Raw genomic sequence first — 17,364 nt, forward strand, 5'->3', positions numbered from 1 at the left:
AAATGGTGGTGTGCGGCATGGCCCTGGGCCATGCCGACCCCGCCGCCATAGAGAATACCCTTAGTACCGAGCGTGAACCGGTAAGCGGGTTCGCGCGTTTCTTATCTTAAGAACGTGTCGGCGGCGAAGGCCCGCTTTGTGCTGTCGCTGCCCGCTGCATGTTGGCTCGGGGCAACCCGATGGGCGGGTGAGAAAGATGAAACAGAGATGAAACAGTGTGGAATTACCACAGTCGACGTCGGTCTTAATGCACGTGTCATGTGATGCGTGCCCCGCATTTGCCGTAATGTGGAATTGTTTGCAAATCGAACTTTAAAGAGGCTTCGTAAGTCTTTAATCTTGCTAACAATTTCTTTTTTTCCTAAACTGGCGCAATCCTAGTTGCGCGCTGAATGAATCATGTTCCGGTCTGATTCCCCCTTATTTTTGCGATTCTTCGGCTCTACCCCTCTTACTTCGGTTGCGGCCTCTGTGCTGTTGACCGTTTCCATGCTGGCCGCCCCTGTGGCCGATGCCGCGACGAAAACGTCGGACACCGCAAAAACCAGCAAAAAGTCGGCAAAAGTCGTTAAGTCCGATAAAAAATCGGCAAATTCTTCCTCTAAATCCGCAAAGTCCAAGCAGGTCGCGACGAGCGGCAAGGCCGAGCGCGCCACTACGCGCAAGGTCGTGGTGCTGAGAAACGGTAAGCGCACCGTGGTGGCACAACGCCAGGCGGCGCCGGTTCGCGCGGCGTTCATCCCCGCGAAACCCTCGCTGGGCGAGGCGCTCGGCCTGCGTGACACCGAAGATGCGCTCGCGCTGCGCTCCAGCGTGGCGCTGGTGATGGATCAGAACACCAACGAAGTGCTGTTCCAGAAGAACGCCGCCGCGGTGCTGCCGATCGCCTCGATCACCAAGCTGATGACCGCCCTGGTTGTGATGGACGCGCGCCAGCCGATGGACGAGGTGCTTACCATCAACGAGGAAGACCGCGACAACGAGAAGCACAGCAGTTCGCGCCTGCGCTTTGGCGCGCAGCTCTCCCGCCAGGAGGCGCTCCTGCTGGCGCTGATGTCCTCGGAGAATCGTGCGGCATCGGTGCTGGGCCGCAGCTACCCGGGTGGCCTGCCGGCCTTTGTGCAGGCCATGAACCGCAAGGCACGCGAGCTCGGCATGAACGACAGCCACTTTGTCGATTCGAACGGCTTGTCGAGCAGCAATGTCTCGAGCGCGATGGACCTCGTGCGCATGGTCAACGCGGCGTACCGCAACCCCACCATCCGCGAGTTTTCGACGCAGACCGAGCATGAGGTCAACGTACTGGGCCGCACCCAGCATTACGTCAGCACCAACCGCCTGGTTCGCGGCGGCAACTGGGAGATCGGCCTGCAGAAAACAGGCTTTATCTCCGAGGCTGGCCAGTGCCTGGTGATGCAGGCACGCGTGAATGGCCGCAATGTGGTGATGGTGTTCCTGGATTCCGTTGGCAAGCTGTCCCGCTTTGCCGATGCCAACCGCGTCAAAGACTGGCTGGAACACGTGCAGACCGGGCCTGGCCGCCCTTTTCCTACGTCCCCAAACCTGACGCAGGGGCCTGGCAGCCCAACCAGCCCCCAGGCGATCCTGACCGCCCAGCAGCCTCGCGGCATCTGATGGCGGCACCGGAGTGATCTTGCCGCCTGCTGCTTGCAGGCAAAAAAACGCGCCGTCACCGGCGCGTTTTTCTTTGGGGCTGGGCAGGGCGCTTAGAGCAGCTTGCCCGGATTCATGATGCCGGCCGGATCCAGCAACTGCTTGATGCCCTGCATCATGCGCAGCTCGAGCGGGTCCTTGAGGCGCAGGAAATCATCGCGCTTGAGCTGGCCGATGCCATGCTCGGCGCTGATGCTGCCGCCGTAGCGTGCCACCTCGTCCAGCACTTCGGCGGTCAGCGCCTTGCCATGCTGCGCGGTCCAGTCGCGCTCCGCGCCTGCGGGGCGCGACAGGTTGTAGTGCAGGTTGCCGTCGCCGAAATGCCCGAAGATAAATGGGCGGATGCTGGGGCTGATGGCCTTGAGGCGCGCCTCCATCGACACCATGAATGCCGGGATCTGCTCGATCGGCAGCGACACATCATGCTTCAGGTGCGGCCCGTCGGCGCGCTGGGCCTCGGAGATTTCCTCGCGCAGCTTCCACAGGCTCTGCAGCTGCGACAGCGACGCGGAGACGGCAGCGTCCAGGCACAGCTCGCGCTCCAGCGCCTCGCCAATCACGCGCTCCAGCAGCACGTTGAGGGCGGCTTCGTCGGTGGTGTCGGCCAGCTCAACCAGCACGTAGGCAGGATAGCGTTGGCCGAAGGGCTCCTGCACGCCCTCCGCGTGCTTGAGCACGAGGTCGACGCAATCGCCGGTGAAGAATTCGAAGGCTTGCAGGCGAGCGCCGCACTGCGCAAACAGCAGCTCGAAGAGCTCCAGCGCCTGCAGCGGGGAGGCCACTGCCGCAAGCACCACCGAGCGTGCGTCGGTGCGCGGAAACAGGCGCAGCGCCGCCGCCGTGATGACGCCCAGCGTGCCTTCGGAGCCGATCAGCAATTGCTTGAGGTCGTAGCCGGTGTTGTCCTTGCGCAAGGCGCGCAGGCCGTKAAAGATCTCGCCGTTGGGCAGCACGGCTTCCACGCCCAGCACCAGCTCGCGGGCCATGCCGTAGCGCACCACATTGACCCCGCCCGCGTTGGTCGCGAGATTGCCCCCGATCTGGCAGGAGTMCTCGGCCGCCAGGCTGAGCGGCAGCAGGCGATGCGCCTCCTGCGCGGCGCGCCGCAGGTTGCCCAGGATGCAGCCCGCTTCGGCGACGAGCGTGTTGGCGATGGTGTCGATCGAGCGGATCGCGTTCATGCGGTCCATGCTCAGCACCACGTTGGCGGGGCTGCTGTCGGGCGCGGCGCCGCCGCACAGGCCGGTGTTGCCGCCACGCGGCACCACCGGGACCGCGGCCTGCTGGCACAAGGCCAGGCAACGTGCCACTTCATCCACCGAGCGCGGGCGCACTACAGCCTGCGCATTGCCACGGTAAAGGCCACGCCAGTCGGCGAGCCACGGCGCAACCTGGTCTGGCTCGGTGGCGACCACGTCGGGGCCTAGCGCTTCGATCAAGCGGGGCAGGAAAGCTGAGTTTTGCATGATGGGTCTATCCGGGGTGGCAATGCGGCGTCAGGCCGCGGAATGAGAGGGCTCTTGGCCGCTGGTGGTGGGCTCGCCGCGCACTGCCAGCTGCAGGCCCAGGCGCGCCGCCGCGCCGCGCAGGTGGGCTACCGCCGCKGCGCGCGCATGTTCAGGGTCGCCGGCGCGGATTGCGTGGAARATGGCCAGGTGCTCCTGGTGGACCTGTTCGGACAGKCCCTCCTGCTGGCGGGTATTGAGCCGCGCCACATGCACGGCCTGGTGCAGTTGCAGGTTCAGGTACTGCAGCAGCTGCAGGTAGTACCTGTTGTGGGTGGCGGTGGCGATCGCCACATGGAAGGCGGTGTCTGCCTCCGCGCTGCGGTGCGGGTCGTGCAATTGCGCCGCGAGCCGGTCCAGCAGCGCCTGCATGCCGGCCACATCCTGCGCGGTGCGCCGCAGCGCCGCCAGCGCGGCGGCGGCGCTCTCCAGATCGAGCCGCAGTTCGTAGATGCTGGCCAGTTCGTCGCGGTCGATGCCGATCTCCTGCGGCAGCTGGAAGCCGGCATTGCCCACGCGCGAGCGCACCGTGCTGCCCACGCCCTGGCGGCTTTCGACCAGGCCCTGGGAGCGCAGGTGCTCGGTCACCTCGCGGATGACGGCGGGGCTGACACCGTATTGCTCGGCAAGCTGTTTGCCGGTCGGCAGCCGGGCGCCGACGGGATAGGTGCCGACGGCGATCTCGGCGCGCAGCTGCTGGGTCACCTGTTCGGTGAGGGTAATGGCTTTGGTCCGCATGCCCAGCAGGATATAGCTATTCAGGTTATCTGAAAACTAAGGGTATATACCTAATTTTCAGTTGGAGGTCCTGCGCGAGGGAACGGGGAAAGGGGGGAAGGGGAAAAGAGAGGGGAAGCGGGTGAGGTCAGGGTTCGGCGMGAAGGGCCCGTGGCTCCCCGCGCCGTCCATCCCGCCGGGTTCAGGCTGCGACGTCAGTCGCGTAGCCCATGCCGCGCGAGATCTGCAACGCGGTTTCCTTCAGGTTTTGCAGCCAGCTGTCCTGCAGGCGGTCGGCCGGGGCCGAGAGCGACAATCCGGCCACCAGACGGCGCGAGTCGTCGTAGATGCCCGCGGCGATGCAACGCACGCCGAGCTCCAGCTCTTCGTTGTCGCGCGCGTAGCCATTGGTGCGCACCCAGTTGAGTTCGCGCTCGAGCTTGATCAGGTCGGTGATCGAGGTGCGGGTGTGGCCGGCCAGCCCGGTGCGGGTGGCGTAGTTGCGAACGCGCGCGACTTCATCGGCGGCCAGGAACAGCTTGCCTACTGAAGTGAGGTGCAGCGGCGCGCGGCCGCCAATGGCGCGCACCACTTGCATGCCGGAGCGCTCGCTATAGGCGCGCTCGATGTAGACGATCTCGTCGCCTTGCCGCACCGACAGGTTCACCGTCTGCCCCGTCACGCGGTGCAGGGCCCGCATCGGCGCCAGCGCCGCATCGMGTACCGACAGACGGGCCTTCACCAGGTTGCCGAGCTCCAGCAGCCGCATGCCAAGCCGGTAGCTGCCCGGATCCGAGCGGTCCACAAAGCGGCAGGCCACCATGTCATTGAGGATGCGGTGCGCGGTGGAAGGGTGCAGCCCGGTGGTCAGCGACAGTTCCTTGAGGCTGACCGGATCAGCATGCTGGGCGAGCGCATCCAGCAGGGTCATCATGCGTTCGATGACCTGGATGGACGTCTTGCCGGGGGCTTTGTCTGCTTCTGCCATGGGGAAATGTTGCCGTGCGGCAAATTAAGCGGTTGCCTGATTCTATCTCGCATTGTGAAAATTTCAATAGGTGAAATGGCATTGCCGTAAGAATCTTCGGATTTTGCCGCTGGGGAATGTGTCGGAAAAGGCATGCAAAAATGCGGCGAATTCACCCCTGCGGTGCATGCTTTTGTATGCTGGCCGGTGCGCAAGGGCGCATAATTGCGGGGTTTCGGGGGTCTGGAAAAGGGAAACAATGCGAGTTGGTCTGTTCGCCACCTGCCTGGTGGACCTCATGCGTCCGGAAATCGGCTTCTCGGTGCTCAAGTTGCTGGAGAAGGCTGGCTTCGAGGTGATGGTGCCCGAAGCCCAGACCTGTTGCGGGCAACCTGCCTACAACTCGGGCGAGCGCACGGCATCGCGTGACCTGGCGGAAAAATTCCTGCGCGAGTTCGAGATGTTCGACTACGTGGTGATTCCGTCCGGATCCTGCGGCGGCATGGTGCTGTATCACTATGCGGACCTGCTCGGCGACGATCCCGAGTTGAATGGCCGCTACGAAGGCCTGCGCTCGCGGGTGTTCGAGCTGACCGATTTCCTGGTCAACGTGGCCAAGCTGGGCGAGTTCGACTCGAAGTACACGGGCCGCATTACCTACCATGATTCTTGCTCCGGCTTGCGCGAGCTGGGCGTCAAGAGCCAGCCCCGCGCCCTCCTGGCGCAATTGCCCGGCGTGCAGTTGAGCGAGATGAAGGACTGCGAGGCTTGCTGCGGATTTGGCGGTACCTTCTCGGTCAAGTACGGCAATATCTCCACGGCCATCGTCGATGAGAAGTGCGCCAACATCAAGGCCAGCGGTGCCGATGCCGTGGTGCTGGGCGACCTGGGCTGCATGCTCAATATCGAAGGGCGCCTGCGCAGGACCGGCGACACGCGTACCCAGGTGCTGCATATCGCGCAAGTGCTCGCCGGTGATGCCTGATCCCGGCCAGCGGAAAAATAAATCTTAGCGAGATCCCCGCTATGCAAGTTCGCAGCATGGAGTTCAAAGCGCGCGCGGGCCAGAAGCTGGCCGACCAGCGCCTGCAGCAGAACCTCAAGAAGCTCTCCACCAAGTTCGTCACGGCGCGCGCCGATGCCATCCGCGACATCGACTTCGATGCCACCCGCGAGGCGCTCAAGGAGCGCCGCGACCGCGCGCTGCAGAACCTCGACGTCTGGCTCGCCACCTTCGAGGAAAACGCCACGCGCCGCGGTGCCACCGTGCTGTTCGCCGAGACCACGGCCGACGCCGCGCGGCTGGTAGCCGAGATTGCGCAGAAGCACGGGGTGAAGAAGGTCATCAAGAGCAAATCGATGGTGACCGAGGAAATGCGCCTGAACCAGGTGCTGGGCGAGATGGGCGTGCAGAGCATCGAGACGGACCTGGGCGAATACATCCTGCAGATCAACGATGCCGAGCCGCCGTCGCACATCATTGCCCCGGTAGTGCACAAGGACAAGGAAGAGATCGCCGATCTCTTCGCCAAGGTCCACCACAAACCGCGCCTGACCGATATCTCCGAGATGACGCGCGAGGCGCGTGAAGTGCTGCGCCCGGAATTCCTGTCGGCCGACATGGGCGTGACCGGCGGCAATTTCATCATTGCTGAAACAGGCTCGGTGGCGGTGGTGACCAATGAAGGCAACGAAGGCATGTGCACGGTGATGCCGCGCGTGCACGTGGCCGTGACCGGCATCGAGAAGGTGCTGCCGACGCTGGAAGACCTGGCCACCGTGATGCGGCTGCTGCCGCGCTCGGCCACCGGCCAGGCCATCTCGAATTACTTTTCGCTGCTGACCGGCCCGCGCGCCGAGGGCGAGCGCGACGGCCCGGAGCATATGTATTTCGTGCTGGTCGACGGCGGGCGCAGCGGCCTGATCGGCGGCGACTTCCAGGACATGCTGCGCTGCATCCGCTGCGGCGCTTGCATGAACCATTGCCCGGTGTACCAGAAGATCGGCGGCCATGCCTATGGCTGGGTCTACCCGGGCCCGATGGGCAGCGTGCTGACGCCGAGCTATACCGGCATCGCCAACGCGCTGGACCTGCCGCAGGCGGCCACGCTGTGCGGAGAATGCAACCGCGTGTGCCCGGCTTCGATCCCGTTGTCGGACCTGCTGCGCAAGCTGCGCGAGAAGCAGATGGAGCGTGGCCTGCGTCCCTGGCAGGAGCGGCTCGGGCTGCAAGTATGGGGCTACGTGGCGCGCCGCCCGGGGCTATACGCCTTCGCCACTCGCATCGGCGCGCGCTTGCTCTCGCGCATGGGCGGCAGCAGCAAGCTGATTGCCAGCTTGCCGATGGCTGGCCGTGGCTGGACCGAGACCCGCGACCTGCCGGCACCGAGCGGACGCACGTTCCGCGAACTTTACAAAGAAAGGAGGGCGCGTTGATGGCCACGACTATGAGCAATGCACCGGCGCTGGCAACCATGCGCGCCGCACTCGAACAACACGTCGGCGGCCAGCTCGCGGCCGATGGCCTGGTGCGCAACTGGCGCGAGGCAGCTCCCGGCCTGGTGCTGCCGCCGATGTTCGGGCAGGCGATGGAAGAGCTGCTGCGCCGGCTGGAGATGGCGGCGGTATTTGCGCAGGATAGCTGCTCGTTTTCGAGCACCGCCGTCACCGACCAGCTCAAGCGCTGGCTGGACAAGGCGGCCACTGCCTGAGCAGCCACACGCCTTGCCAGAAATGCAAAAGGCCCCCGCTCAAGCAGGGGCCTTTTGCATGGGTGCGTGGCTAAGCGAACGAAGCGCGAGGCTCAGCCCAGCAGCAGGGCATCATCATCCAGCTGCTCATGCCGCGTCTGCTCGAACATGCGCAGCAGATCCGGCACGTCCAGTCCGGCGCGCCGGTCGCCCGACACGTCCAGCACCACCTGGCCCTGGTGCAGCATCACCGTGCGTTGCCCGTAGTCCAGCGCCTGGCGCATGCTGTGCGTGACCATCATCGTGGTGAGCTTGGCTTGCTCCACGATCTTGGCGGTCAGCTCCAGCACGAAGGCGGCGGTCTTCGGGTCCAGCGCGGCGGTGTGCTCGTCCAGCAGCAGGATCCGCGAGGGCTGCAGCGAGGCCATCAGCAAGCTCACGGCCTGGCGCTGGCCGCCCGACAGCAGGCCGATGCGGTCGGTCAGGCGGTTTTCCAGGCCGAGGTTGAGCAGGCGCAGCTTGTCGCGGAATAGCTCGCGCGAGGGCTTGTTCAGCGCCGCGCGAAAGCCCCGGCGGCTGCCGCGCGCCATGGCCAGCGCCATGTTTTCTTCAATCGTCAGTGCCTCGCAGGTGCCCGCCATCGGGTCCTGGAAGACGCGTGCCACCAGCGGGGCGCGGTCCCAGGCCGGCTTGCGCGTGACGTCGACGTCGTCGATCGTGACGCGGCCGGTGTCCACCATCTGATCGCCGCTGATGGCATTGAGGAAGGTGGATTTACCGGCGCCGTTGGAGCCGATCACGGCAACGAACTGGCCCGTCGGGATATCCAGGCTGAGGCCGCGCAGCGCGCGCGTCTCGATCGGGGTGCCGGGATTGAAGGTGAGTTTCAGGTCTTGTGCGCGCAGCATCTCAGGCACCTCCGTTCTTGCGGCCGAACAGCTTCTTGCGGGTCCCGGGCAGCACCAGGGCACCCGTCACCAGTACGGCAGTGACCAGGTTCAGGTCTTGTGCCTTGAGGCCGATGAACTCGCTGTTCAGGGCCAGCGCAATGAAGAAGCGGTAGAGGATGGCGCCCAGCACCACGGCCAGCGTGGTGTACACCAGCCGGCGCGCCGGCAGGATGCTCTCGCCGATGATCACCGCGGCCAGGCCGATCACGATGGTGCCGATGCCCATGGAGATATCGGAGCCGCCCTGGGTCTGCGCGAACAGCGCGCCCGCGAGGGCTACCAGGCCGTTGGACAGCGCCATGCCCGCCAGCGTGGCGCGGCCGGTGGCGATGCCTTGGGAGCGCGCCATGCGCGGATTGGCGCCGGTGGCTCGCATGGCCAGGCCGAGCTGCGAGGAGAAGAACCAGTCCAGCCCAAGCTTGGCCACGACCACCACGATCAGCAGCAGCGCGGGGCGCAGCATGTAGTCGGGCAGCCAGTCCGGCTGCAGGATGGTGAAGATGGTCGACTCGGTGATCAGCGGCACATTGGGCTTGCCCATGATGCGCAGGTTGATCGAGTACAGCGCGATCATCATCAGGATACTGGCCAGCAGGTCCATGATCTTGAGGCGCACGTTGAGCCAGCCCGTGACGAAGCCGGCAAAGGCGCCCGCAACGATCGCCAGCCCGGTGGCGATGAACGGATCCTGGCCCGAGGCGATCAGCGTGGCCGCCACGGCGCCACCCAGCGGGAAGCTGCCATCGACGGTCAGATCGGGGAAATTGAGGATGCGGAAGGAGATCAGCACCCCCAGGGCGACGAGGCTGAAGATCAGGCCGATCTCCAGGGCGCCCAGCAGGGAAAAGAGGGACATGGGGGAAATCCAGTTGCTTGTGTCCGGCACGGGAGGCCGAATCTGAAAACGCCTGGCGCGCTGCCCGGGTCAGGCGGCGCGGCGCAGGCGTTTCCGGGGGCGGGCCCGGATAGAGCCACCTGCGCGCGAACGCGCAGGGTCAGCGTGCCGTGATTACTTGATGACGGTCTTCGCTTCCTTGATCAGCTCGGGCGACAGCGTCACGCCTTGCTTCTCGGCCGCGCCGGTGTTCACGAACAGCTCCAGCTTGTCGCTGGTTTCCGAAGCGATCGCGCCGGGCTTCTCGCCCTTCAGGATACGCACCACCACCTTGCCGGTCTGATGGCCGAGGTCGCCGTAGTTAATGCCCAGCGCGGCAATGGCGCCACGCTTGACGCTGTCGGTATCGGCAGCCACCAGCGGGATCTTCGACTCGTTGGCGACCTTGACCAGGGCTTCGTACGCCGACACCACATTGTTGTCGGTGTTGGTGTAGATCACATCGACCTTGCCGATCAGGCTCTTGGCGGCGGCGCCGATGTCGACCGTGCGCGGTGCGGCGGCTTCTTTCAGCGTCAGGCCTTCCTTGGCCAGCATCGCCTTCAGTTCCTTGACCACCACCACCGAGTTGGCTTCACCAGGGTTGTAGACCATGCCGACCGTCTTGGCCTTGGGCACCACGCGCTTGATCAGGGCAACCTGGCGGTCCAGCGGCAGCTTGTCCGACACGCCGGTCACATTGGTGCCCGATGCGCTCCAGCTCTTGACCAGCTGGGCGGCGACCGGATCGGTCACGCCGGAGTACACCACCGGCACCGACTTGGTGGCGGCCACCACGGCCTGGGCCGACGGCGTGGCGATGGCCACGATCACATTGGGCTGGTCGCCAACGAACTTGCGGGCGATCTGCGCGGCCGTGCCGGTATTGCCCTGCGCGCTCTGGTATTCCCACTTCAGGCTCTTGTCGGCATCAAAGCCGGCGGTCTTCAGCTCGTCGCGCACGCCATCACGGATGGCGTCCAGCGCGGGATGGTCGACGATCGAAAGCACCTTGACGGTCTGGGCCTGCACGGCGCCACCGTACAGCAGCGCGAGGGCGACGGCGCTGCCCAGGATGGTCTTGGTCGATGTCTTGAGACACTTCATAATTTTTAATCTCCCCCGGATATGGGTTCTGGGTGATGAGCCGCGTTTCGTTCTCGATAAGAACTGGTCCGCCGTCTTGCCCGGCGGCGCGCTGCGCCAACCGGCCGGTCCGTTGTGTGGGCGATACACCAGGCGGCAGGCTGGAGGACGCTCTTGTACAGCGGATAYGACGGCGATAAGCCTGCGAGGATACCATTTTCGAGGCGAATTTTGCCCGGTTTTGCCCTGTTCCAGCGCGTCAGTAGGGGAAAACGGCAGGCCCGGAGCACGCCATGGGCGGCTCCGGGCGGCGCACCGCCGCTGGTGCCTGGAGCGCGGAAACGTTACTGCGCAGGATTGTGGATTTCGGCGTGGATGCGGGCAATGGCCGCGGTTATCGCCTCGGGCAGCGGCGTTTGCCAGGCATCGATGTTCTCGCGCAGCTGTTCCAGCGAGGTGGCGCCGATGATGGTGCTCGCCGCGAACCAGCGCGAGTAGCTCCAGGCCAGCGCCAGCGTTGCCGGCGAGAGGCCGTGCTCGCGTGCCAGCGTCACATAGCGGGCGGCCGCGGCCAGGCTTTCCGGGCGCAGGTAGCGCGGGCTCCAGTCGGGCGGGAAGCGCGTCAGGCGGCCCTTGGCTTGCGCGTCAAACACGGGGTGGGCGAGGTCGCCACCGAGGTACTTGCCGGTGAGCTGGCCAAAGGCCAGCGGGCTGTATACCAGCAGGCTTACGTCGGTGCGAAAGCACGCCTCGTCCAGGCCCTGCTCGAAGCTGCGGTTGAGCAGGTTGTACGGGTTCTGGATGGTGGCGATGCGCGGCAGGCCGTGCAGCTCTGCCTGCTTGACGAACTCGGCCACGCCCCACGGCGTTTCGTTGGACACGCCGACATAGCGGATCTTGCCCGCGCGCACCAGCTCGCCCATGGCTTCGAGCTGCGCCTGGATCGAGGCGCACTCGCGCTCATTGGCCGGATCGAACTGCTTTTGCCCGAAGATGGGCGCGTTGCGAGCGGGCCAGTGGATCTGGTACAGGTCGATGTAATCGGTCTGCAGGCGTGCCAGCGAGGCGTCCACCGCCGCGCGGATGCTGTCCGGGGTCAGGTCGCCGCCATTGCGGATCCACGGCATGCGCGCCGGGCCCGCCACCTTGGTGGCCAGCACGATGCGCTCACGCTGCTGGCGCTTGAGCCAGGTGCCGACGATGCGCTCGGTGCTGCCATAGGTTTCGGCACGCGGCTTGACCGGGTACATCTCGGCGGTGTMGATGAAGTTGATGCCGCGCGACACCGCGTAGTCGAGCTGGCTGTGGCCTTCGGCTTCGGTGTTCTGCTCGCCGAAGGTCATGGTGCCCAGGCAGATGCGTGAAACCTGCAGGTCGCTGCGGCCAAGACGGGTGGTTTCCATGGCTATCCTTGTGAGGCTGGGGTGATAAGGCGCAAAAGCGGGTTCGGGCCGGGGCCGTCAGGCGCGTAGCGCGGCGGCGCATTCCTTGACCAGCACCGGGCCGCGGTAGATCAGCCCGCTGTACACCTGCACCAGTTGCGCGCCGGCCGCGATCTTGGCTTGCGCATCGGCGCCGCTGAAGATGCCGCCCACGCCTACGATGGGCACCGCGTCTCCAACCACCGCGCGCAGGCCCTTGACCACGCGCGTGGATGACTCGAACACCGGCCGGCCCGACAGGCCGCCAGCTTCCTCGCCGTGCGGCAGGCCCTTGACGGCGTCGCGGGCGATCGTGGTGTTGGTGGCGATCACACCGTCGATCCGGTGGCGGACCAGCGCGTCGCCGATATTGCCGATCTGGTCGGCATCGAGGTCTGGCGCGATCTTGAGCGCGAGCGGCACGTAGCGCTTGTGCTTGTCGGCCAGGCGCTGCTGCGCGTCCTTGAGCGTGGAGAGCAGGTGGTCGAGCTCGCTGGCGCCTTGCAGCTGGCGCAGGTTCTTGGTGTTCGGCGAGGAGATATTGACGGTGACGTAGCTGGCATGCGGGTAGACCCGTTCCAGGCAGTGCAGGTAATCGTCCACCGCGCGCTCGATCGGCGTATCGGCGTTCTTTCCGATGTTCAGGCCCAGCACGCCGCCTTCGGCCTTCCAGCGCGATGCGTTCACATTGGCGATAAAGGCATCCACGCCGCCGTTGTTGAAGCCCATGCGGTTGATCAGCGCATCCGCCTGCGGCAGGCGGAACATGCGCGGCCGCGGGTTGCCCGCCTGCGGGCGCGGCGTTACGGTGCCCACCTCGATAAAGCCGAAGCCGAAGGCGGCCAGCCCGTCGATGTAGGCGCCATCCTTGTCGAGCCCGGCGGCCAGGCCAACCGGGTTGGGGAAGCGCACGCCCATCACCGTGCGCGGGTCATCGGCGATGGTATTGCCGATGCAGCCCGCCAGCCCCATGCGCTTGGCGCGGAGCAGGTTGTTGAGGGTGAAATGGTGAGCGTCCTCCGCATCCATCGAGAACAGGGCGGGGCGAAACAGGGGGTAGAGCGCGTTCAGCACAGGGAATCAGCTTGGAAGTCGGGACCAAGGCGGCATTGTAACGGTTGGGCCGGATCGGGTACTGCGCCGCTGGCGCGGGCATGACTTGCGCAGRCTGTCCGCTACAGGCTGTTTTCCGGGGCTTCGTCGCCGGGCTGCGGCGGCACGACTGGCACAGCAGTGGGCGATGCCACGGCACGCGCTGTATCCCGGAGCGACGCTTGCATCTCATCGAACGCGCGCCACTGGTTTGCGGTCAGCACCTGCAGCGGCTGGTAGCGCGCCTTATAGGCCATTTTGCGGCTATCGGCGATCCAGTAGCCCAGGTACAGGTGTGGCAGGGCGAGCTCGCGGGCCTGTTGGATCTGCCACAGGATGTTGTAGGTGCCGTAGCTGGCGTGCACCTCCAGCGGGTCGTAGAAGGTGTAGACCGAGGACAGGCCGTCGTCGAGCACATCGATCATGCTGACCATGCGCAGCCGCCCGGCCTCTGGCGAGCCCGGCGGCTCGCGGAATTCAACCAGCCGCGAGTTGACCCGGCTTTGCAGCAGGAACTGCTCGTACTGGTCGCGGCTGTCCTGGTCCATGCCGCCGCCGGCGTGGCGCATCGACTGGTACAGCAGGTAGAGCGAATAATGCTCTTCCACATAGGTCAGCGGCGCCACCAGCGCCTGCAGGCTGCCGTGCTGGCGCCAGGCTCGGCGCTGGCTGCGGTCCGGGCGGAACTGGTCGACCACTACGCGGCACGGCGTGCAGGCGTGGCATTCATCGCAATAGGGGCGGTAGGTAAAGATGCCGCTGCGCCGGAAGCCGGCGCGCACCAGCCGCGAATAGACATCGGCATTGATCAGGTGGGCGGGCGTGGCCACCTGAGAGCGCGCCATGCGGCCATCTAGGTAGCTGCAAGCGTAGGGTGCCGTAGCGTAGAACTGCAACGCGGAAAGGGGGAGTTCCTTTAGCTTGCTCATGTGTCTGCAACGGCCAGGGATGAAACAGCAACGCGGGAAAGCCGATGGCGCTGCGGCCAAGCCGTGCGGCGAGTGGCCAATGCGGCGCGCCCTATGACTGCACCTGAGTCCATCTCTCCAGCACCGTCTTGTCAAAACCCCACGGCACGATATCTGGCTGGCGGGTGGCAATGCGGATATGGGCCGCAAACTCCGCACGCGGGATAGGACTCGCCCCGAGCGAAGCCAGATGATCGGTTTCCTGCTGGCAGTCTATCATCGCCACGCCGTGGTTGCCGAGGAACGCGCACAGCGCGGCCAGGGCGATCTTGGAGGCGTCGGTGCGCCGCGCGAACATCGATTCGCCATAGAACATCCGCCCGAGCGCCACGCCGTACAGGCCGCCCGCGCGCTCGCCCTGGTACCAGGTCTCCACGCAATGCGCCAAGCCATTGCGGTGGAGTGCGCCATAGGCGGCGATGATGTCCTCGGTGATCCAGGTGCCATGCTGGCCATCGCGCGGGGTTTCGGCGCAGGCCTGCATGACGGCGATAAAGTCGTCGTCGACGCGGACTTCCCAGTCCGGGTCGCGCAGCACGCGCTTGAGGGTCTTGCGAAAGGTGCTGGAAATGCGCAGTGCCTGCGGCGGCAGCACCATGCGGGGATCGGTGCTCCACCACAGCACCGGCTGGCCTTCGGCATACCAGGGAAAGATGCCTTGCCGGTAAGCCAGCAGCAGGCGCTGGGCCGACAGCTCGCGGCTGGCCGCAAGCAGGCCGGGCGCGTCGGAGCCCGGGCCGAGCGCACGCTCGACCGGCGGGAACGGATCATGCGGATCCAGCCAGGTGATCATGCGGGCAGTGCGGGCAACGCGCCCGGGTTCAGGGTTCGACCGTGGCCCGGGTGGTCAGCGGGCGCATCGGCTTGTCGATATCCAGGCTGTGCAGGCGGAAGGTGCCGTCGGCCAGCCGTCCCGCCGCGCGATCCGCGAAGAAGCAGCGCAACGAATGGATCACGGTGGGGAAGGCCAGCTCGTCCCAGGGTACGTCGGCTTCCTCGACCAGCTTCACCTCCAGGCTTTCCTCGCCCGCCGAGATGTCCAGGTCCTCCAGCGTTGCCAGGTAGAACATATGCACCTGATGCACATGCGGCACATTCAGGATCGAGAACAGTTCACCGACCTGCACCCGTGCCCCGGCCTCCTCCAGCGTCTCGCGCGCGGCGCCCTGCGCGGTGGTCTCGCCGATCTCCATGAAGCCGGCCGGCAGCGTCCAGAAGCCGTAGCGCGGCTCGATGGCGCGCTTGCACAGCAGCACCTTATCCTCCCACACGGGAATGGTGCCGACCACATTGCGCGGGTTGACGTAGTGGATGGTGCCGCAGTTGTCGCACACAGAACGCAGGCGCGAGTCGCCTTCAGGGATGCGCAGCACGACCGCATGGCCGCAGTTCGAGCAGAATTTCATGAGAGGCGTCCGGGAGGAATGGCGAAAGTGTATCACCGCCGATGGGGGCTGCCGGGGGTGGGATGCTAGTTTGGGGTGGCCAGCGCGCGGGACCGCACCGAAGCCAGGCACCCGGCGCAMAAAACAAAAAACGCCCGTATAGGGCGTTGGTTTGCTTTGCATTCGACCGTGGCTGCATTGGCATGCAGGCGTTTGGTTGCGGGGGCAGGACTTGAACCTGCGACCTTCGGGTTATGAGCCCGACGAGCTGCCAACTGCTCCACCCCGCGTCCGTCGAAGAAAAAGATTATAAGGCAAATCTTGTCGCAGTGCAACAGCCAATTGCGCAGGAATGGCGAAGGGCGCAAGAACTCGCCCCGATAAGGATCGTGGCCGCAATGGCGCGCCGGGGCTCAGGCAGGGTCCGGGCTGGCCTTGCTGCGCTGCCAGAAGCTGGCGGCAAACTGGAAGCTGTCCCGCTGCAGCAGGTCGTCGCGTTGCCAGATGACGCGGTCAGGCCGTACGGTCAGCATCCAGGTGGTGGTGGTGCGTGGCTGCGGATCGGCGAAGGCGCGCGGGGTCAGCAGTGCGGCGCAGGCGCCGTGCTCCGGGTCGCGCACCGAGGTGTAGCGGATCATGCCGAGGCCAGCTTCCCGGGCCGTGCGGGCCAAGGCCTGGCAGGCATCATAGTGGTCGGGATCGGTCCACTTCGCCGCGTCTTCGGCAAAGGGCGGGGCGTCGAGCGCGATGCCGTCGGTGCGCACGCTGACCTGGAACAAGGTGTGGGGCCGGGCGTCGATGCGCGGCAGCGCCGGGCTGTCGAGCAGGAAGCGCCAGCGCCAGTAGCCCAGTTCCGCGCAGGCGGTGMGAATATCGTCCGCGCCGTAGAACACGCCAGGATCCTGCTCGGCGCGAAAGCGCGAGCCCCAGGGCGAGGGCGGGTAGCGAAAGGGCGTGAACAGAAGATAGTGCAGGTGGCGTGCGTCGGCGGGCACCGCGGGCTTGCCGGCGTCCAGCACGGCTTCCAGCACGGCTTGCTCCTCCAGGCTGTCGACCAGCGGCATGGTCGATACCACATGCTGGGCCTCTACCGCGCGCCAGAGCGTGAGCGCAAACGGCTTGCGCTCAGACGCGACCGCGGGTGGCATCCAGATAGTGAACGACACGTACCAGGCCCTCTGTTGTGCGGATCAGGTCGAGCGGCTTGCCACCCAACGCCAGGTTTTCGTTGGCCAGCCAGAGGCGGGCCTGGTCGCTGTGGCCGAGGATGGCGTCGAGCGAGCGGAACAGGCGCACGAACAGCACGCCGAACTCCCATTCCTTGCGATGCGCGTCAAGCACATAGCCCCCGGAAGCCATGCGGGAAACCGAGGCGGTGCTGATGCCCAGCACGTTGGCCACGCCTGCCTGGCTGATGCCAAGGAAGCCGGCTGCGCGCATGACCGCCTTGGTGAGGGTGGTGCCGGGGTCCGGACTGCCGGCAGGAAGATGCTCGGGGACTTGCTTGGGTTGCATCGCCTCGCTCCTGTTTCTTCAGAAACATTATAGGCGGTTCGTTTCGTAAGGGAAGCAGGAAAACGCCATCTTTATCCGCATGGCTTGGTGGCCTCGCCTACTGCAGAATGCTCACTTGTCCTGTATTTGACTTTCTGTGGCGCTCTGCGTTGCGCGGGTGTGGGGCGCAACGCAGCGAGGCCTTGCGCCGGATCAGTACGTCTCGATATGCAGCCGTCCCTCCGTCTTCATGGCGGCTTCCAGTTCACCCCAGGCCAGCCCGGCGCTGGCGCAGACCTCTGCGAACGCAGCCAGCACCCCGTCTTCCATTCCCTTGAGCCCGCAGATGTAGACGTGGCCGTGCGGATCGTTGAGCAGCGCCGCCACGCGGGCACCGGCCTCGCGGATGGCGTCCTGCACATAGCGCCGGGGCTGGCCGGGATCGCGCGAGAAGGCGAGATGGATATCGAGGAAGCTCGGCGGCAGTTTCATCAACGGGCCGAAGTAKGGCAGCTCCCGCGCGCTGCGGGCGCCGAAGAAC

The 17,364-nt window shown here is 65.6% G+C and carries 18 protein-coding genes, 1 tRNA gene and 1 pseudogene; 5 read left to right on the forward strand and 15 right to left on the reverse strand.

The genetic code is table 11. The features are described from left to right. Together AC1DS3_RS21400 and pbpG are read left to right on the forward strand one after the other, a co-directional pair. Positions 1 to 110, forward strand: a pseudogene (locus tag AC1DS3_RS21400) (nitroreductase); the annotation flags it as partial. A gap of 379 nt (positions 111 to 489) precedes the next feature. Beyond that, on the forward strand, positions 490 to 1,635 hold the full coding sequence (gene pbpG / locus AC1DS3_RS21405; protein WP_441630619.1) for a D-alanyl-D-alanine endopeptidase: 1,146 nt from the start codon (positions 490 to 492) through the stop codon (positions 1,633 to 1,635). 92 nt (positions 1,636 to 1,727) lie between these two features. Here the strand turns inward: pbpG and AC1DS3_RS21410 are convergent, their stop codons facing one another. The 3 genes from AC1DS3_RS21410 to AC1DS3_RS21420 all read right to left on the reverse strand — a co-directional run bounded on the left by AC1DS3_RS21410 (position 1,728) and on the right by AC1DS3_RS21420 (position 4,884). Continuing rightward, positions 1,728 to 3,140, reverse strand: coding sequence for an FAD-binding oxidoreductase (locus AC1DS3_RS21410; RefSeq protein ID WP_477127906.1), 1,413 nt, complete (start codon positions 3,138 to 3,140; stop codon positions 1,728 to 1,730). Positions 3,141 to 3,170: 30 nt separating this feature from the next. Beyond that, entirely contained in the window at positions 3,171 to 3,917 is a 747-nt protein-coding gene (locus tag AC1DS3_RS21415; RefSeq protein WP_441630623.1) for a FadR/GntR family transcriptional regulator, read from the reverse strand. Positions 3,918 to 4,098: 181 nt separating this feature from the next. After that, positions 4,099 to 4,884, reverse strand: a complete 786-nt coding sequence (locus tag AC1DS3_RS21420; protein WP_477127907.1) for an IclR family transcriptional regulator — start codon at positions 4,882 to 4,884, stop codon at positions 4,099 to 4,101. 238 nt (positions 4,885 to 5,122) lie between these two features. Between AC1DS3_RS21420 and AC1DS3_RS21425 the strand changes: the two genes are divergently transcribed. Genes AC1DS3_RS21425 through AC1DS3_RS21435 form a run of 3 tightly spaced genes read left to right on the forward strand, consistent with a single transcriptional unit; the run spans position 5,123 to position 7,574 of the window. Next, positions 5,123 to 5,848, forward strand: coding sequence for a (Fe-S)-binding protein (locus AC1DS3_RS21425; protein WP_441630625.1), 726 nt, complete (start codon positions 5,123 to 5,125; stop codon positions 5,846 to 5,848). 41 nt (positions 5,849 to 5,889) lie between these two features. After that, on the forward strand, positions 5,890 to 7,299 hold the full coding sequence (locus AC1DS3_RS21430; RefSeq protein WP_441630627.1) for a LutB/LldF family L-lactate oxidation iron-sulfur protein: 1,410 nt from the start codon (positions 5,890 to 5,892) through the stop codon (positions 7,297 to 7,299). Then, positions 7,299 to 7,574: a hypothetical protein gene (locus AC1DS3_RS21435; protein ID WP_441630629.1), complete on the forward strand. Its 276-nt coding sequence runs from the start codon at positions 7,299 to 7,301 to the stop codon at positions 7,572 to 7,574. The genes AC1DS3_RS21430 and AC1DS3_RS21435 overlap by 1 nt, the downstream gene beginning before the upstream one ends. 92 nt (positions 7,575 to 7,666) lie before the next feature. On the opposite strand, the gene AC1DS3_RS21440 is transcribed toward AC1DS3_RS21435, so the two are convergent. The 12 genes from AC1DS3_RS21440 to AC1DS3_RS21495 all read right to left on the reverse strand — a co-directional run. Then, entirely contained in the window at positions 7,667 to 8,461 is a 795-nt protein-coding gene (locus AC1DS3_RS21440; RefSeq protein ID WP_441630631.1) for an ABC transporter ATP-binding protein, read from the reverse strand. A gap of 1 nt (position 8,462) precedes the next feature. Next, positions 8,463 to 9,359: an ABC transporter permease gene (locus AC1DS3_RS21445; RefSeq protein ID WP_441630633.1), complete on the reverse strand. Its 897-nt coding sequence runs from the start codon at positions 9,357 to 9,359 to the stop codon at positions 8,463 to 8,465. Positions 9,360 to 9,512: 153 nt separating this feature from the next. After that, the gene (locus tag AC1DS3_RS21450; RefSeq protein WP_441630635.1) at positions 9,513 to 10,484 is read right to left on the reverse strand and encodes an ABC transporter substrate-binding protein; all 972 of its coding nucleotides are present in this window, start codon (positions 10,482 to 10,484) and stop codon (positions 9,513 to 9,515) included. Positions 10,485 to 10,807: 323 nt separating this feature from the next. Then, a complete protein-coding gene (locus tag AC1DS3_RS21455) occupies positions 10,808 to 11,866 on the reverse strand; it encodes an aldo/keto reductase (RefSeq protein WP_477127908.1) in 1,059 nt (352 codons plus the stop codon). A gap of 57 nt (positions 11,867 to 11,923) precedes the next feature. Then, on the reverse strand, positions 11,924 to 12,958 hold the full coding sequence (locus tag AC1DS3_RS21460) for a quinone-dependent dihydroorotate dehydrogenase (protein WP_441630639.1): 1,035 nt from the start codon (positions 12,956 to 12,958) through the stop codon (positions 11,924 to 11,926). A gap of 101 nt (positions 12,959 to 13,059) precedes the next feature. Then, positions 13,060 to 13,905 carry an arginyltransferase gene (locus AC1DS3_RS21465; protein WP_441630641.1) on the reverse strand — a complete coding sequence of 282 codons (846 nt, stop codon included), beginning with the start codon at positions 13,903 to 13,905 and terminating at the stop codon, positions 13,060 to 13,062. A 91-nt stretch (positions 13,906 to 13,996) separates the two neighbouring features. Then, positions 13,997 to 14,737 carry a leucyl/phenylalanyl-tRNA--protein transferase gene (aat, locus tag AC1DS3_RS21470; RefSeq protein WP_441630642.1) on the reverse strand — a complete coding sequence of 247 codons (741 nt, stop codon included), beginning with the start codon at positions 14,735 to 14,737 and terminating at the stop codon, positions 13,997 to 13,999. A 28-nt stretch (positions 14,738 to 14,765) separates the two neighbouring features. Further along, the gene (locus AC1DS3_RS21475; protein WP_441630644.1) at positions 14,766 to 15,350 is read right to left on the reverse strand and encodes an NUDIX hydrolase; all 585 of its coding nucleotides are present in this window, start codon (positions 15,348 to 15,350) and stop codon (positions 14,766 to 14,768) included. Positions 15,351 to 15,543: 193 nt separating this feature from the next. After that, positions 15,544 to 15,619: transfer RNA gene (locus AC1DS3_RS21480), tRNA-Met, on the reverse strand. Between the two features lie 123 nt (positions 15,620 to 15,742). Beyond that, a complete protein-coding gene (locus tag AC1DS3_RS21485) occupies positions 15,743 to 16,495 on the reverse strand; it encodes an RES family NAD+ phosphorylase (protein ID WP_477127909.1) in 753 nt (250 codons plus the stop codon). Beyond that, positions 16,455 to 16,844, reverse strand: a complete 390-nt coding sequence (locus tag AC1DS3_RS21490; RefSeq protein WP_043345277.1) for an MbcA/ParS/Xre antitoxin family protein — start codon at positions 16,842 to 16,844, stop codon at positions 16,455 to 16,457. Before AC1DS3_RS21490 ends, AC1DS3_RS21485 begins: the two co-directional genes overlap by 41 nt. 192 nt (positions 16,845 to 17,036) lie before the next feature. Then, positions 17,037 to 17,364: ferredoxin reductase domain-containing protein (locus AC1DS3_RS21495; protein ID WP_477127910.1), on the reverse strand; the 328-nt coding region annotated here is incomplete at its 5' end.

The sequence above is a fragment of the Cupriavidus sp. 01L46 genome (assembly GCF_056399905.1).